Genomic DNA, 17385 nt, shown 5'->3' with positions numbered 1-17385 from the left:
CTCCCACCCATGACTGGATATACCAATGACGTCGCGCGAAATGATCAGGGTTGAAAATCTGAACAAACGCTATGGCCATCTGCAGGTCCTGAACGACTGCAGTCTGACCGTCAGGCGCGGAGAAGTCGTCGTCGTCTGCGGACCGTCCGGCTCCGGAAAGAGCACGTTCGTGAAATGCATCAACGGCATTGAGCCCGTTCAGTCCGGACATGTGGCGATTGACGGCGAGGCTCTTGCGACCAAGGGCGGGGCGGCAGCGAAGCTCCGTGCTCGCGTCGGCATGGTGTTCCAGCATTTCGAACTCTACCCGCATTTGTCCGTTCTCGACAATGTCTGTCTGGCGCAGATCCATGTTCTCAAACGCAGCCGCGAGGAAGCGGTGAGCAAGGCCGAGGGCCTTCTCCGGCGCGTCGGATTGCTGGACAAGAAGCAGTCCTATCCTGCCCAGCTTTCCGGCGGCCAGCAGCAGCGCATCGCCATCGTCCGGGCGCTGGCCATGGATCCCGTCGCCATGCTCTTCGACGAACCGACCTCCGCTCTCGATCCCGAGATGATCGGCGAAGTTCTTTCCGTGATGACCGAACTTGCGCAGGAGGGCATGACGATGATCGTGGTTACCCACGAGATGGGCTTTGCAAAGGCCGCCGCCGACAGGATGGTCTTCATGGATCACGGGTCAATCATCGAGGAAGCAGAGACCGAACGCTTCTTCGCCTCTCCTAGCTCCGAGCGGGCTCGTCTTTTCCTCTCTCGCATTCTGGTTCACTGACATGACTGACCTCGTTGCCCCCACCATCGACGACATTCTTGAGGCGCGCCGAACGCTTGCCGGCGTGGCGGTCCGGACGCCGCTGCTTCGGTCCGAAAAGCTCGACGCCTTGACCGGCGCCAGGATATTGATCAAATGCGAGAACCTTCAGCGCACGGGCGCCTTCAAGTTCCGGGGCGCCTATAACTGCCTGTCGCGGCTGGATCGCGCGGCTTTTCCCGGCGGGGTCGTGGCCTATTCTACCGGCAATCATGGTCAGGCGATCGCAACGGTCGGCCGGATGCTCGGCATCGCCGCAACCATCGTGATGCCGGACGATGCGCCCGCGATCAAGATCAGCAAGGCGCGCGAGAACGGCGCGCGCGTGGTGCTCTATGATCGCCAGACCCAGTCGCGCGAACAGATCGCCGCGGAAATTGCCGAAAAATCGCCCGTCGCCATCGTACCGCCCGGCGACAATCCGCTTGTCATCGCAGGGCAGGCAACCGTCGCGGCAGAAGCGTTCGAGCAGGCGGGGGACGTCGCGATCGATGCCGTCATGGTGCCGTGCGGCGGAGGCGGTCTGTCGGCGGGAACCTGCCTTGCTGCAAGAGCGACGCCCTCCCGCGCCGAGATTTGGGCCGTCGAGCCAGAGGATTTCGACGACACGCGGCGTTCGCTCGCCACCGGAAAGCGCGAAGTCAACCCGGCTCTCGGCGGCTCGATCTGCGATGCGCTTCTGGCACCCACGCCCGCCGAACTGCCGTTCTCGATAAACCGCCAGGGTCTGGCAAAGGTGCTGGTCGCATCCGACCTGGAGGTGATGCGGGCAATCCGCTACGCTTTCGAGGAACTGCGCCTGGTTGCCGAGCCGGGGGGCGTCATCGCGCTGGCTGCGCTTTTGAACAATCCTGAGGCCGTCCGCGGCAAGAACATCATCGTCATTGTCTCCGGCGGCAATGTCGAGCCGGCGATTTTTACGCGCGCGCTTAAAGCCGACGACCGGCAGTCGGTCACGCAGTAATTCTCTCTCAACGAGGTTGAAATGGTCTCCATCATCGAAAAATTCGCCACGCTCGCAACCGACAATGCGCCGGGGCAGGAAGTCCGACAGAATTCGGGCAATATCAGTGAACTGATGCGCGGCGGGAAACTGTCCGGTCGTCCCGTTGATTTTTCACATGGCGACGTCGATGCCTTCGCGCCCACGCCGGGCGCATTCGACCGGTTTTCGGAAGCGGTCGAAGCCGGCGGCCGTCAGGCCTATACCGAATATCGCGGGTCGTCCGACATCCGCGCCGAACTGGCCGAGCGGCTCGCCGCCTTTACAGGGGCATCCGTTTCTACCGACGATGGGGTCATCCTTACGCCTGGTACGCAAGGCGCCCTGTTTCTGGCGGTTGCTTCGGTCGTCTCGGATGGCGACAAGGTGGCGATCGTGCAGCCCGACTATTTTGCAAACCGCAAGCTGGTCCAGTTCTTCGGCGGCCAGGTGATGCCGGTTGCCATGAATTACATGGACTCCACTGCTGAAGCCGGGCTGGATCTTTCCCAGTTGCGCGCCGCTTTCGAGGCGGGGGCACGAACCTTCCTGTTTTCCAACCCGAACAACCCCACCGGCGCCGTCTATTCAACAGGTGAGATCGACAGCATCGTCGAACTCGCCCGGGAATTCGACGTCACCATCATCGCGGACCAGCTCTATTCGCGGCTGCGCTATGACGGCGAGAGCTACACCCATATCCGGGCGCGCGGCATGCCGGACGACAAGGTGCTGACCATCATGGGGCCGTCGAAGACGGAGTCGCTCAGCGGCTATCGTCTCGGGGTGGCCTTCGGCTCTGCGACGATCGTCGGGAGGATGGAGAAGCTACAGGCTATCGTGTCCCTGCGCGCGGCAGGCTATAACCAGGCCGTGTTCAGGACCTGGTTCAATGAGCCGGATGGATGGATGGACGAGCGGATCCGCCTGCATCAGTCCATCAGGGACGATCTGCTCGAGGTTTTCCGCAGTGGCGGTCTCGATACACGTACACCACAAGCCGGAAGCTATCTGTTTCCGACCCTGCCCGCGCTTTCCGTCGGCTTGCGGGATTTCGTGCGGCTGCTTCGGCATCAGGCCAACGTCATCGTTACGCCTGGAACTGAATTCGGGCCTCATTCCCATAGCGTTCGCCTGAACTTCTCGCAGGATCACGCGGCGACCGTCGAAGCCGGAAAGCGCATCGTCGAGATGGTTCACCGTTATCGCAGCGAGGACGACTGATGGACCGGAGCACACCTCGACCACAGGGAGTTTACGTCCCGGCAAAGCGCCATCGCGACATGATCTTCGTCTCGGGGATGACGCCGAGAGAAAATGGCTTGCTCGTTCATGCGGGGCAGGTGGCGCCGGATGTGCCGGTGGAAACGTACCGGCAGGCGGTGGAACTGGCTGCCGGGAATGCGCTGAGGGCAGCGCAGTCCCAACTGATTGAGAATGAGCGGATAATTTCGATTCTAAACCTGACGGTCTATGTTAACGCACCGGCGGGATATGCCCTTCACAGCAAGATCGCCGATTTTGCTTCAAGATTCCTGGAAGAGCACACAAATGATGGCGTACCCAGTCGGGCCGCAGTCGGGGTGAGTTCCTTGCCGGGAGATGCTACCGTTGAAGTGTCTGTGATCGCAGCGGTAGGCCATGTCGTGCCCGAAGCGGTTTCTGAATGAGACCGGTGATCAGGCGGCCGATTACGGTCTGGTCGGGAGTATTCCCTGCCATCAGGCACCTAACCGCTTATGCATAACGCCTGTGAATCTCGCGAACAAAGATATCAAGCAATTGGATGTTTCGGAGATGTTCATCATGCCGACCGAGCAGGGCTGGTAAAATCTTGCGGCGGCCGCACCGCGCCGGCCGCCGCGCAGCATTGGAGATAGCGCAATGAAGGAAATCGATCCTGGACAGAGCTACCGGCTGATCGAGCCGGGTCCTGTTTTGTTGGTAACGACGCATGGTTCCGACGGGCCGAACGTGATGACGATGGGGTTCCATGTGATGGTCCGCCACGATCCGCCGCTGATCGGCTGCGTCATTGGCCCGTGGGATCACAGCCATTCCGCTTTGCTGGAAACGGGCAGATGCGTTCTCGCGGTCCCGCGCGCCACGATGAGCCGTGTCGTAACCCGGATCGGCAATTGTTCAGGGGCGGATATCGATAAATTCGGGACCTTCGACCTCTCCACCCGGGAAGGGACGGACGGCAGTGCCCCGTTCCTGACTGACTGCATCGCGAACCTGGAATGCCGCCTGGTGGATGATGTGCTTGCGGATCGCTATAACCTACACATCCTCGCGGTAACCCGCCTCAATGTTGCCAAGGACTGGAAAACCGCGGCGATGCTGCACCACGTCGGTGGTGGCCGCTTCAGGGCGGACGGTGATGTGTTCGACGAAAGTGAGCACATGGTTCTCTGGCGCCATCTTGATCATGACTGAGCAGAAGGACTTCTGCATTGCGTGTGGGTGTGCCCGGGCGTCTCATGAAGCTGGGCCATTTTCCGGACCTTCAGCCGGTGCGCCAGAACTTCGATGATATAGCATTCGCCCCTCTTTGACAGGAAACTGATGAGCACGATTTTTGGGCGATGCTCAGCCGATCCTGAAATGCGTCACCAGCATGTCGGTCAGCAGATCGGCTTGCCGGACGAGTTTGGCGCCGACAGTATCCTCATCGGTCGGCCGCTCGGCGAAACTCGTGATCAGCAGCACGCTGAACCGTACAACAAAGTCGAATTCGCCCTGGATCCCACCGGGGCAAAGCTCGTGCTCGGGTGTTAGAATTTTTAAGCGAGTGAATATCATCACTACGGGCCCACAGGTTCATATCCTTTCAAGACCCCAGATGCTCACTGTTTCACCGCTGTCTCTGTCGCTCGACCTCGCAAGCGACATTGCCAACGGCAGCTTCGCGTCCCCATTCTGGCCGTTTGCTTTTCCGAGACACCGAACTCCTCATAGCGGTCGTTCGTCATACTCCACCCGTTCGGCAGTGTACCATCGACTGCCCACTCAGGCGTTGGCTTTCCGCGCAACCGATTTGATGACACTCGCTCATCGTTTGCAATGCCGTGTCTTCGGAAAAAAGCAGGTCGGCGACACTTCAGTTACACTGCCTTGAAAGCCGTTGCAGATCGACATGCTCGTACACTTGATGTTCCGGCGGCGTCTTTCCCGCGAACTGAACGATTGCCTCCGCTACTGTATTCGCTGTGATAACGCCGTAGCGGGAGAGGCGGCGTGGGAGGATGGGCGAGAGTGCGGCCAGGACGTGCTGTGCAACCGCTTCCAAAACCCTCGTCTCGTCGCGCTGACCGAGCAGGAAGCCCGGGCGGATTATGTCGATCCGTACGAAGCCAAGCAGGGCGACCGCCTGTTCAATGGCACCCTTGGTCTTGAGATAGAAGCCGGTTCCGCCCGCGCCGACCGAACTCACTAGGATAAACTGACGGGCGCCGAGCGCTTTTGCGCCTTTTGCGAGGGCAAGGACGTAATCATGATCAACGCGGAACATGGCGGGTTGCGATCCGGCGGTGCGCATTGTGGTGCCAAGGCAGGAGATGGCAACATCGACAACGCTGGGCGCGACCGGCCTAAGCGCCGCTTCCGGTGCGACACATAATCGTTCGAAATCGATGGGATAGCCGAACGCGGTCGAACCGTTGCGAACGAGGCTGATCAGACTAACGTCGGGCCGCTCCACGAGTTGCTGACAGACGATCCTGCCGATAAGCCCGGTGCTGCCGGCAAGCAGAATGTTTCGGGTCAAGGTTCGACCCGGGTGGTTTCAGTGCACGATCTTCTTGTCTTTCCCCGGTATCAATCTAACTAAGGCAGTGCTTGTGGTAATGATGGTGTCGGAAGTCGCGGCATGCTTCCGCGCGATGGAATTCAAAAGCGATCAGAGAGTTCAGTTCTCCTAGGTCTGAGTGTGATGCGGAGTGCATTCAATTGACAGACGACACGAAACGCGCGGCAGGCGGCTCTTCTGAGAGTTTTCCGCTGCCCTCGTTTCAGCTTTCAACCGAAGATTTTCCGGCAGCCGAACAGTTTGATGTCTGGCGAGAGCTCTTGTCTCCGATTTGCGATGTCAGGCCTTCGGAGCCTCTGGATAATGGATTTCGCGGGTCTGCCCAGTCTATCGAGATCGGCATGTTGCACATGGTTTCGTATGATACGGGCGAGAATGTCGATTTCCTGCGCACCAAGGCGCATGAGCGCAAGTATGGTATTGATCACTGGTGCCTGAGTTTCGTCGGTCAGGGGCAGCTTATGGTTGAGCCTGACGAAAGCCCCGGTGTATTGAAAGGCGACATGCTGCTACAAACCTATGCTTCGTCTTTCACCGGGTTTGTCGGCGGCAATCAGATATCCTCTATGTTTTTGAAGCGAGACGATTTTGGCGAGTATGCCAGTCAGCTGGACAGTCAGACGGACCAAAACCTCGCAGGACCGGTGGCGGTGATCTTGCGAGAGTTTCTTGTGTCTCTTCGAAATCAGGCTGGTCGTCTGCATGCTTCAGATGTCCCGGCGATCAATGATGCTTTTGCAAATCTTCTCAAAGCCGTGATTACGCCGAATGCAGATACCTTGCAGGCTGCTACGGCGCCGATGTCAGCAACACAGCTGACGATGGCTCGGCGTATTATCAATATGAATCCGAAATCACCGGATCTTACGCCGGACTTGCTTTGTGCCAGACTTGGTATCTCAAGGCGCCAGCTTTTTTATATTTTTGAACCCTTTGGCGGTGTCATGAAGTATATCACGCAACGGCGTCTGGCCGCCTGCTACAATGAGATTGTGCGACAATCCGGGCACAAGATGATCAGCACAATTGCTTACGAATTCGGCTTTACCAACCTCTCTTCGTTCTATCGCCAATTCCACGCCCGATATGGAATCCGTCCGGGTGAGGCGCGCGCTGCCTGGCTGGAGGCACAAAGCAAACCCGGTAGAAGCGCGGCCGGCACTGTTACAGACGGGTTGCTGAAATTTCCCGCCAACTGATTCTCGGTATCAGCCTGCACGGTTCGTTGCCCCAACAGGTTCGAGAGTTGACCTGCTGGAGGTAGCCGCACGCGCAGCTTCAATTGTACATACGTGCAAATCTGTTTGCGTTGAGTGCAAAACAGCCTAACCGGGATTTCCCTCTTTTTATAATCAACTTATGATACAATAGGTTGTATATTCTTGCGTTCACCACCGGTGCACTCGCCATCCCGCCTCGTTCTCGGAGCGGGTTTTTTCACGGGTGGTGTTTCGTGACTGGCAAATGACAATTTTCGCAAGATAGATTTTTCAGGGGGCGCTGCACTGATGGATAGGGATGCGACGAGGGTGGGCGGCCGATCATCTGTTTACCGCATGGTTTTGGCGCTCATTTGTTATCTTTCTGTCAGTCTTGGCGTCTCGGTTGCTATGGCTCAGGGTGCAGCGCCACCCGAACCCGGCAAAGATTCAACGATCGGGCAGGAAGTCACTAATCCCGAGACGGGTATAACCACGACCGTCACGACGCTCATTTAGGATCCGTCGGGAACGGCGACCGCGGGCGAGACCGCTTTTGTTCAAACAGCTGATGGTTACACCTTTCTGGTCAAATCCACCGGTGAGACGTTTTACAATACGGATGATCCGCCGGTCTCCTTCACCATTGTCTCGATTTCGGGTGGCGAGGCCGTCATCAGCAGTCCGGCTGCGGATGGAACCGACTTAACGACAGGTTTTCCGGTCGAGCAGCAAACGACCAGTTTTGAACAAGACTTTTTCAGCTCCGGCTCGGAAGGAACTCTGGAGCCGCCGGTTGATGTCGACGGGCCGAATGGCGTCAAACAGGTTGAATTCGGCAGGAACGGCAGGAACGGTCGCAATGGTGCTGCCTTTGTCCCTCCACGTTCGGGTGGCGATGGTCAGGATGGCCCGACCCAAACCAAAACGCTTGTCGGTGATGTGAACGCGACCTCGAATATCGGCTGGGAAGTGGGCAGTGTCGGCGGCGATGGCGGCGAAGGCGGCGATTCCTATCTGAGTTTTTTTGATGGTCGCGATGGCGGCGATGGCGGCGCGGGCGGCACGGTCAATGCGACGCAAGGGGCGTCGAGCAGGATCGTGACGGAAGGCGACGACCACTACGGTATCTTTGCCTTTAGCCGCAGTGGCGAGGCCGGCAATGGCGGTTCCGGTTTTGCTGCGCCCGGCGGTGGTACGGGCGGTCACTCATCCGATGGCGGCAGTGTAACGGTCACGCAGCGGGGAACGGTATCGACGTCGGGGCAGAACTCCCATGGAATCTATGCGCTGAGCGTCAGCAATAATGGTGGCAATGGCGGTGATCAGTGGGGGCTGGTCGGTTCTGCCGGCGACGGCGGATTTGGCGGCAGCGGCGGAACGGTTGTTGTCAACACGACAAGCGGCTCCACAATCCTGACCACCGGCGACTTTGCCAACGGTATTTTTGCCCAATCCATCGGCGGAACCGGCGGGTCGGTAGGCTCCAGCGGCAACCTTCTGGTCTCACTGATTGGCAGTGCCGACAATGGCGGCAATGGTGGAGCGGTGACGGTCAGCAATGGCGGCACCATCGAAACCCGCGGGAATGGATCCAGCGGCATTTTGGCCCAGTCGATCGGTGGCGGTGGCGGCCATGGTGGCACAGCCGGCGGCCTTGTAGCGCTTGCGCTTGGCGGTGTCGGCTCCAATGGCGGCAGCGGCAGTACGGTTGCCGTCACCAATACCGGAACCGGTTCGATACTTACGCTGGGTGATTCTGCCGACGGCATCATGGCCCAGTCGATTGGCGGATCGGGCGGTGATGGTGCGAATGCTTTCGGCCTGGTCAGTATCGGCGGTAACGGTAGCAAGGGCGGCAGCGGCAGCGCGGTCAGTGTCACGAATAAAGGCGTCATCGAGACACGCGGCGAGGATTCGGTCGGCATCACTGCCCAGTCGATCGGCGGCGGCGGCGGCGATGGCGGTTCCACCGGTGGTATGGTTGCCGTTGGCGGCAGCGGTGCCGGCGGCGGCGACGGCGGCGTGGTAACGGTCACCAATGATGGAGCAATCAAGACCAAAGGCGATGATTCCCAAGGGATTCTGGCCCAGTCCATTGGCGGCGGCGGTGGCAATGGCGGCTCTGCCGGTGCCGTCGGTGCCGTCGGTGCCTTTGTCGGTGTTGCTGTCGGCGGTACTGGCGGCGCCGGCGGGAAGGGTGGCGACGTGGATGTCGTCCTGTCCGATGAAGATACATCGCAACCTTCGCAAATCGTGACGGAGGGAGATCGTTCGACAGGCGTCTTCGCACAGTCTGTCGGCGGTGGCGGCGGCAATGGCGGCTATTCGGTATCGACGGCTGTTTCGGCCGGGCTGGTTTCCGGGTCATTGGCCGTCGGCGTCGGCGTCGGCGGCTCTGGCGGTTCCGGGGGCAAAGGCGGCGATCTTCGGGTCGGCACGGTCGATGGCTCCGGCAATCTTGCTACTGCTGGCGTTTCGGGCAGCGTCTTGACGCAGGCCGACCGGTCCGCAGGCATGGTTTTCCAGTCGATTGGCGGCGGCGGCGGTAATGGCGGCCTTTCCGTGGCGGCGAGTGCAGCCGGTTCGCTGGCATTTTCCGGCAACTTGTCCATTGGCGTCGGTGGTTCCGGTGGCAGCGGTGGCAATGGCGGCGAAGTGAAGGCCTATACCGATGCCGATATCACGACGCTTGGTGGTTCTTCGACGGCCTTGCTGGTGGAATCTATCGGTGGCGGCGGTGGCAATGGCGGCGGCAGCATTTCTGCCGGCGCCAGCGGCAGTGGTGTCGGCGCTGCCAGCATCAATGTGGGCGTTGGCGGCTCCGGCGGGACGGCTGGCCGGGGTGGTGCCGTGACGCTGATTGCAGGCGGCGACAAAATTCACACCGAAGGCCAGTTTTCCTCAGGCGTTATCGCGCAGTCGATTGGCGGCGGCGGCGGCGGCGGCGGTTATGCTATTGGCGTCGGTGGCGCCGGTGCGGGCGTGGGTGCGGGCGCAGTCAATGTCGCTGTCGGCGGCGGTGGCGGTGCTGGCGGCGACGGCGGAACCGTCGATGCAAGCGTCGGCGCCGATGTCGCCACGCTTGGCGATGATTCCGGTGCGGTCTTGATCCAGTCGGTCGGCGGTGGCGGTGGCAATGGTGGCTACTCGGTTGCCGCCGGCGTGGCAGGTGCTGGCACGGGCGCTGGAACGGTTTCGGTTGGTCTGGGAGGTTCGGGAAGCGCTGGCGGTGCCGGTGGCGTGGTCGATGCCACAATTAAGGGTGAGGTTTACACCGAAGGTGATCGCTCCGCCGGTGTTGTCGCGCAGTCGATCGGCGGCGGTGGCGGTAATGGCGGATTCAACGTTTCGGGAGGCATCGCGGGTGCCGGGGTCGGCAGCGGGACCGTATCCGTCGGCCTTGGTGGCGATGGCGGCAGTGGCAGCGCTGGCGGGGCCGTCACTGCCAAGGTGCAAGACAATGTGACCACGAAGGGCGGCGATTCAACGGCTGTACTGGCCCAATCCATCGGCGGTGGCGGCGGCAATGGCGGCTTCAATGTGTCCGCGGCGGTTTCCGGTGGCGGTACCGGTGCCGGTGCCGTGACGGTCGGGCTGGGCGGTTCGGGCGGCGATGGTGCCGAAAGCGGTGCCGTCACGCTTGTCAGCGAAGGCAACATCCAGACATCCGGTGAGCGTTCCTCCGGTTTCGTTGCGCAGTCGATCGGCGGCGGCGGCGGCAATGGCGGTTTCAATGTTTCCGGCTCTGTCACGGGCGCGGGCACAGGGGCCGGAACGATCAATGTCGGCCTTGGCGGCTCCGGTGCCGGTGGTGGCAATGGTGGTACCGTCAATGCAACATCCAACGGCACGATCCTGACACAGTCCTATGGCTCTTCCGGCTTTGTCGCGCAGTCGATCGGCGGCGGCGGTGGCAATGGCGCTTTCAATGTCAGTGCCGGCGTTGCCCTTGCAGGAACGGGGGCGGGATCGGTTTCCGTGGGACTTGGCGGCAGTGGTGCGGGCGGCGGCGATGGCGCGGCTGTGACAGCGAAGACGACTGCGAATATCGAAACCAAAGCCGATGCCTCGACCGGTGTGCTCGCACAGTCCGTCGGTGGCGGTGGCGGCAATGGCGCGTTCAATATCGCGCCGGCGATCGCAGGCGCGGGCACCGGGTCCGGCGCTGTTTCTGTCGGCCTTGGCGGCAGTGGCGCAGGCGGCGGCAATGGCGGCACGGTTGATCTCACCGTTGAAAATGATGTGCTCACCCGTGGCGCAGATTCCGCCGCAATCATCGCGCAGTCGATCGGCGGCGGTGGCGGCAATGGAAGCTTCAACGTGACCGTCTCCGGCGCAGGTGCCGGAACCGGTTCGGGTAGTATCGGGGTCGGCCTCGGCGGCCGCGGTGGCACCGGCGGCAATGGCGATGTCGTGACTGCGGACGTCACGGGCAATGTGGCCACCGAAGGCGAAAATTCCGCAGGTCTGCTGGTCCAGTCGCTTGGCGGCGGCGGTGGCAATGGCGGCATGAATGTAACGGCGTCCGTGGCTGTGGCCGGAACGGGTTCTGGCGGGGCTTCTGTCGGTCTCGGCGGGGCTGGTGGCGACGGCGGCGATGGCGGCACGGCGTCCGGAACGCTTGAGGGGGATATCAAGACATCAGGCAACCAGTCTTCGGCCTTCGTGGTCCAGTCGCTCGGCGGCGGTGGCGGCAATGGCGGCATGAACGTTTCGTCGACCGTCACGCTTGCCGGTACCGGAACGGGGGGCGTCAGCGTTGGCATCGGTGGCTCTGGTGGCGGCGGTGGCAAGGCTGATACCGCAACCGGCAAGTTGACCGGCAATATCGCTACATTCGGCACGGATTCGACGGGCTTTCTCGTTCAGTCGCTTGGCGGCGGCGGCGGCAATGGCGCGCTCAACGTTTCTGCCGGTGTCAGTGCATCGCGCAGCGGGTCGGGAGCATTGGGCGTTGGTGTCGGCGGTTTTGGTGGCGACGGCGGCAACGGCGCTGCGGTGACGGGAACACTGAACGGAGACGTCTACACGGCCGAAGATCGCTCGGGCGCTGTGGTGATCCAGTCGCTTGGCGGCGGCGGTGGCAATGGCGGCATGAACGTAGCGGGCACGGTATCGCTTTCCAGCCAGAACAGCGGTTCCGTCGGGGTTGGCATTGGCGGCTTTGGCGGAGGCGGCGGCAATGCCGATACCGCGACGGGTACGGTGACGGGCAATGTTACGACTGAAGGCGATGATGCGACCGGCGTTCTGGTTCAGTCGCTCGGCGGCGGCGGCGGCAATGGCGGCCTCAATGTTACGGGTGCGGTCAGTGTTTCCGGAAACGGCAGCGGCGCGGCTGCTATCGGGGTCGGCGGTTTCGGCGGCGATGGTGGTGAAGCCGGCAATGTCGTTGCCAGTTATGACGGCACAGCTTCGACCAACGGGGATAGATCAAACGGCGTTGTCGCGCAGAGCCTTGGCGGCGGTGGCGGCAATGGCGGCGTCAATGTCTCGGCCGGCATTACGTACGCAAACAAGCTTTCCGGCTCGCTTGGTCTCGGCGTTGGTGGTTTCGGTGGCGGTGGCGGCAATGCGGGATCGGTCAATCATACCGTTGCCGGCTACGTGCAGACCAAGGGCGATGATGCCGTTGGTATTCTCACACAGAGCCTTGGCGGCGGTGGCGGCAATGGCGGCCTGACTGTCGACGGCGCGGTTTCCCTTTCCCGCCAGACCAGTGCTGCTGTCGCGATCGGTGTTGGCGGTTTCGGAGGAAGTGCTTCCGATGCGGGCGCTATGACGCAGTCGGATATCGCAGCCGGTGTTCTGACCTACGGCAATAACGCGACCGGCATTCTGACCCAGAGTCTTGGCGGTGCGGGTGGCAATGGCGGCACCAATATTGCCGGCGCGCTGGACCTTTCCCAGGAGAACGGCGGCTCGGCTTCGCTTGGCGTTGGCGGTTTCGGCGGCGGTGGCGGCAATGGTGGTACTGTCGAAAGCAAGGTGCGCACGAGCGACATCTACGATGCCATCACGACCATCGGCGATGATAGTATCGCGGTCATGGCGCAGTCGATCGGCGGTGGCGGCGGCAATGGCGGATTGGCCGTGGTCCTGAGTGGCAATGACCTGGCAAACCAAAGCACCGGGGCCTCGTTTTCCAAAATCGCAGTCGGTGGCGCTGGCGGAGATGGCGCTGATGGCGCTGACGTGACAGTCAACAATACCGGTACGATCCTTGTCCGGGGCGACAACAGTTATGGCATTCTGGCGCAGTCACTTGGCGGCGGCGGCGGCAATGCGGGAATGTCGATTTCGACGCCGGCAGTCACGATCGCCGATTATGTGATCTCCAATGTACTGGGGGCGAGGACCGGAACGGATGGCGTCGCAGGCGTCGTCACTGTCAACAATACCGGCGACATTGTCGTGACAGGCGTCGGCAGTCAGGGCGTTCTCAGCCAGTCGATCAATGGCGGCGGCGGCAACATTGACATCTTTCTCGATTTTGCGAGTTCGGATGAGGCCGCGGACCCGGAAACGGTTTCCGATCCGTCGGTCTCTCTGGCCAACACAACCTCGCTCGGTGGCGAAAATCTGGACGGGGCTGCCGGTGCCGATGTTTCGCAGCGGCACAACGGCGATATCCTGACGATTGAGGACCGGTCGTCTGGCTTCCTGACGCAGACGATTGGCGGCGGTGGCGGGACATCGACCATAATAGTCAATTCCGGCGAAAGCGCCGATATCACCGTGACCGCCATGCTGGGTGCAATCGACACGGATAATGCCGGCGGTGGCGATATCGTATTTGAGCGCTCCGGCACGATCAGTACATCGGGCGCGCTTTCAACCGGCAGCCTTTCGCAGTCGATCGGCGGCGGCGGCGGCCGTCTGGTGATCGTTGGCGGCGCCGGGGCGGAAGGTGCGGGACAGCGCGATGCCAGCGTCATTCTTGGCGCCGATCCTTCTTTCAACAATCCGGGCGGCGATATCTCCCTGACGTTGAACGGCAATGTTTCAACGCTCGGCGACAATGCCAGCGCCCAGATTGTGCAGTCGATCGGTGCGGGCGGCGGCGAAACCTACCTGACCGGGCTCGATCAGGCGACGGTGACCCTCGGCGCGACGGACGGTTCGACCGGCGATGGCGGTGCTGTCACCGTCAACAATATCGGCGGGACAAGCACGGCCGGCACGCGCGCGCACGGCTTCGTTCTGCAGAGCATCGGCGGTGGCGGCGGGCTGATCGGCACGGATCTGGATGCCTCCGACGTCGACGTCGTTCTGTCGGACTTCAACGGCGGCGATGGCGGGAATATCAATTTCAGCAATACCGGATATGTAGCTACATCAGGCGATGGATCCATCGGCATTCTGGCGCAAAGCCTCGGCGGCGGCGGTGGCTCCATTGACAGTCTCTTCCATGGCAGCGCAGGCGGCGACGGAAGCGGTGGCAGTGTTTCCATCGACCAGACCGGCAATGTGCTTGCGACCGGCAGCCGCGGGATCGCCGTTCTGGCACAGTCGCTTGGCAAGGATGGTGCAGGCGACATCGATATCGCGCTCGACGGCGTCATTGTCGGCGGGAGCGATGCCAATGGCTCCACCGATACTGCGGCCATCGTCATGGGCGGCGGAACAGCCAATACGCTGTCGCTGTCTTCCGACAGTTTCCTGACAGGCGTGAATAACCGTATCCTGCTCGGTAGCAGTGGATCCGAAGCCGTGAGGCTCAATGGACAGGCTATCGGGAATATCGACCTTGGCGGCGGTCTCAACACCGTGCTGGTTTCCGAGGGCGCCTCTTTCTGGGCGCAGGATAAGGTCGATCTCGGTACTTCAGGCACGCTGACGGTGAACGGCAACCTTTATCTCGGAGGGGCCGCCTATCTTTCCGGAATTGTCCTGGGCGCCGACACGAAGGCCTCGGACTTCAGCGTCACTGAAAATGTCAGCCAGACGACGACCGTCAACGGCTCACTCGTTTTCGGCCAGACTGCGACCTACACACCGGATGTCTATTTCGATGAAGCCGGGACAGCCGGCGGGAGAAGCGATCTGATCAAGGTCACGGGGAAGGCAACCCTTGCCGGAACCATCTATCCGATCTTGAACGACCTTGATCGTCTGGGACCGCTGGCGTTGATCACCGCTGATGGCACCCTCACCAATAACGGCGTGACTGTCGTCGGAACCCCGGTCGTCAGCTATAAAATCGGCATCACGACGCTTCCCGGCGGACTGAGCGCAATCGACCTGATCCCGAGCGCCAATTTCCAGATGCCCGGGATGAACCGCAACCAAACCCTGACGGCGGAACATATCAATCGTGTTCTCGAAGGGCAGGGGACTGCCGCAATGGGCGACATGTTCGGTCTGATTGCCAATATGGCGACCTCCGATGAGGTGGTGAGCGCGGTGGATAATCTGAGTTCCTACGGTTTTGCGACCACCCAGATCGATGCGCTTTACTCCGGCTATCGTTTTGCCCAGACGCTTGAGGATTGTGGTCCGAGCAATTTCGGTGCGAAATTCGGTGACGAACGCGGCTGCGCCTGGGCGAGCGGCAGTGCCGGCCGGTTGAATGGTTCGGCCTCGTTTGCGTATCAGGGGTATGAGGCGGAAGATGCCGGGTTCTCCACAGGCATTCATGTGCCGCTCAACGACAATGGACTCTATCTCGGTGCGGGTGCCGGCCTCGAGAGCTTCAGTATCACAAGCGGCGGCAATTTTTCGGCCGGCGGCAATCGTGGCCTGGCCGGTGCTTCGCTGTCACAATATGTCGGTAACTGGAAGACCTACGGCAGCGTCAGTGGCTCCATTTCCCACTATAGCACCACGCGTTACATCGATATCGCCGGGACCTTGCCCAACGGGCAGGTTGTCATCGGCGGTACGGGGCGCGCCGACCAGCACATCGGACAGGCCAATTTCCGTATCGGAACCGCCTATCGTTTCGACGATTTCGCGACGGATGTCTATTTTGAGCCCGGCCTGCATTTCGATGCCGCATACTTGCATTCTTCCAATGCGTCGGAGAGCGGGACGCAGTATGGGCTTGAGCTAAGAGATACTGATCAGTGGATCCTGTCGGCCACGCCTTCGGTGGAAGTCGGTGTCGAGACTCAGGTCGGTGAAGCGATGCGAATGCAGGCGTTCCTGCGCGGTGCGGTCAGTTTCTCCGATAAGGACAATGTCTACGTCAACTCGACCTTTGCCGGAGCCAGCTCCGCCGACGGCGCGTTCCGCAACTACAGCCAGATCGGCAAGGTGACAGGCAAGATCAACGCCGGTCTGACCTTCTCGAATACCGCAAACAGCGCCCAGGTGACGCTCGGTTATCAGGGCATGTGGAGTGATGACACGGTCAGCAACGCAGCCACTGTGGATTTTGGCTTCCGCTTCTAAAGCACTGTTTATGATCGTCATAGCGGGGGCGCATTGCAGGCAGGCGATAAAACGGCATCTTCAACTTGACGGAATGTGGAATTCGATGTGTGATTGTAATGCCTGGCTGCCTGACGTCGGCTCATCCCTTCCGACACCGCCAGTCGCGCCTTCAGACGAAGATCCACGGTATAAATCCTCTGTCCCTCCTGCGGCCGTTGCAGAAGGAAAATAGGTGGCCGGGTTTCAGGCCGCCCGCGACCGAATTATTCCACCGCTTCCGCGTCCGACTGTTGCACCGCCGGTCTCCCAAAAAGATCCACCCCGAAAGATCCGCTCAAGACCGGTTTCAGCTATAATCGAGTTCTATTCCGGCCATGACGATGCCTTGTCTTGCGCCACCCGTACCGACTTTTGTATGCCTCTGGAGGCTTTCCTCTTTTCTCCGAAAAGCGAAAAAGCCCTATCTCTTTGTTTTGACGCATTTTAGCGTAGGGCAATCTGGTGAATGCCGTCGTTGTGTATCGCGTCGACGGGGATTGCTCCACCTTCGCTGTCCCAGCGATCCAGGGCCGAGTTTTTTCGGTCTGGCACCTGCAGGTAGTCTCCGAGCACGTCTAGAAGCTCTTCTCTATTCAGCGCTCTTGCTTCGAAAATCCTGATAAGCATTCTGGAAAACACGATGACAGATGCGGTATCCGGGAGAATATTCTTCCGGCGCACCTCGTCCATGAAGCCAGCGATCATTTTGATGTCGGAAGATGTCAGGTAGCCCTCGGGCATGATGCGCTCCTTTCCTGTCACTAAATTGTTAAAACATGTTCTTTGGATAATCCTGCGCAAGAGTGAGCGTTCTGCAACGCCAGCGCCCACAGCACCGATACTCGCAAACAGGACCCGGCATGGACCCCCTCATGATCTGCGGACCGAATTGCCACCTGCGATGATGCGATTGATCAACGCCGCCACAGCCACGTGCATTTTGCGGTCTGCCTTTGTGCCTTCAGCGTTCTCATGTGCGGCCGCCGCGTCCTTGAGCACGCCCATGATCTCGCTTTCCGGCAGGACCTGAGCGACGTTCAGCGCAAGAAGCAGGGCCTCGCAAATCGAGAGCGCCGCTATACCCGAATGAATGTCATGATCCGACATGCCGTGCTGGCCTCTTTTATGATATACGCGCGCCACATTGAGGAACGAGCGGCGCATC

Annotated in this window: 12 protein-coding genes; 7 read left to right on the top strand and 5 right to left on the bottom strand. The window is 60.6% G+C overall.

The window, feature by feature from the left end:
- The first annotated feature begins 40 nt into the window (after positions 1–40).
- The 5 genes from HQ843_RS00515 to HQ843_RS00495 all read left to right on the top strand — a co-directional run bounded on the left by HQ843_RS00515 (position 41) and on the right by HQ843_RS00495 (position 4229).
- Positions 41–769: an amino acid ABC transporter ATP-binding protein gene (locus HQ843_RS00515; RefSeq protein WP_180902010.1), complete on the top strand. Its 729-nt coding sequence runs from the start codon at positions 41–43 to the stop codon at positions 767–769.
- Position 770: 1 nt separating this feature from the next.
- The gene (locus HQ843_RS00510) at positions 771–1772 is read left to right on the top strand and encodes a threonine ammonia-lyase (protein ID WP_180900313.1); all 1002 of its coding nucleotides are present in this window, start codon (positions 771–773) and stop codon (positions 1770–1772) included.
- A 21-nt stretch (positions 1773–1793) separates the two neighbouring features.
- A complete protein-coding gene (locus tag HQ843_RS00505) occupies positions 1794–3014 on the top strand; it encodes a pyridoxal phosphate-dependent aminotransferase (protein WP_180900314.1) in 1221 nt (406 codons plus the stop codon).
- Positions 3014–3460: a RidA family protein gene (locus tag HQ843_RS00500; protein WP_180900315.1), complete on the top strand. Its 447-nt coding sequence runs from the start codon at positions 3014–3016 to the stop codon at positions 3458–3460. The genes HQ843_RS00505 and HQ843_RS00500 overlap by 1 nt, the downstream gene beginning before the upstream one ends.
- 214 nt (positions 3461–3674) lie before the next feature.
- Entirely contained in the window at positions 3675–4229 is a 555-nt protein-coding gene (locus HQ843_RS00495; protein WP_180900316.1) for a flavin reductase family protein, read from the top strand.
- 153 nt (positions 4230–4382) lie between these two features.
- On the opposite strand, the gene HQ843_RS29160 is transcribed toward HQ843_RS00495, so the two are convergent.
- Together HQ843_RS29160 and HQ843_RS00485 are read right to left on the bottom strand one after the other, a co-directional pair.
- Positions 4383–4598: a hypothetical protein gene (locus tag HQ843_RS29160; RefSeq protein ID WP_210280279.1), complete on the bottom strand. Its 216-nt coding sequence runs from the start codon at positions 4596–4598 to the stop codon at positions 4383–4385.
- A 295-nt stretch (positions 4599–4893) separates the two neighbouring features.
- On the bottom strand, positions 4894–5559 hold the full coding sequence (locus tag HQ843_RS00485) for an NAD-dependent epimerase/dehydratase family protein (RefSeq protein WP_180900317.1): 666 nt from the start codon (positions 5557–5559) through the stop codon (positions 4894–4896).
- A 182-nt stretch (positions 5560–5741) separates the two neighbouring features.
- Between HQ843_RS00485 and HQ843_RS00480 the strand changes: the two genes are divergently transcribed.
- Positions 5742–6800 (top strand): helix-turn-helix domain-containing protein, encoded by a 1059-nt coding sequence (locus HQ843_RS00480; protein ID WP_180900318.1) that lies wholly within the window; start codon positions 5742–5744, stop codon positions 6798–6800.
- 705 nt (positions 6801–7505) lie between these two features.
- On the opposite strand, the gene HQ843_RS00475 is transcribed toward HQ843_RS00480, so the two are convergent.
- Positions 7506–7922, bottom strand: a complete 417-nt coding sequence (locus tag HQ843_RS00475; RefSeq protein ID WP_180900319.1) for a hypothetical protein — start codon at positions 7920–7922, stop codon at positions 7506–7508.
- Here HQ843_RS00475 and HQ843_RS00470 point away from each other — a divergent pair.
- Positions 7902–16199, top strand: coding sequence for an autotransporter outer membrane beta-barrel domain-containing protein (locus HQ843_RS00470; protein WP_180900320.1), 8298 nt, complete (start codon positions 7902–7904; stop codon positions 16197–16199). The two genes, HQ843_RS00475 and HQ843_RS00470, sit on opposite strands and share 21 nt — an antisense overlap.
- 465 nt (positions 16200–16664) lie before the next feature.
- On the opposite strand, the gene HQ843_RS00465 is transcribed toward HQ843_RS00470, so the two are convergent.
- The gene (locus HQ843_RS00465) at positions 16665–16961 is read right to left on the bottom strand and encodes a hypothetical protein (RefSeq protein ID WP_180900321.1); all 297 of its coding nucleotides are present in this window, start codon (positions 16959–16961) and stop codon (positions 16665–16667) included.
- 129 nt (positions 16962–17090) lie between these two features.
- Positions 17091–17384, bottom strand: coding sequence for a hypothetical protein (locus HQ843_RS00460; protein WP_210275272.1), 294 nt, complete (start codon positions 17382–17384; stop codon positions 17091–17093).
- Position 17385 lies beyond the last annotated feature (1 nt).

The organism is Martelella sp. NC20, assembly GCF_013459645.1.
In the GTDB taxonomy this organism is placed as follows: Bacteria; Pseudomonadota; Alphaproteobacteria; order Rhizobiales; family Rhizobiaceae; genus Martelella.
The sequence above is the reverse complement of the archived record's forward strand: the minus strand, read 5'-3'. Positions and strand labels throughout refer to the sequence as shown.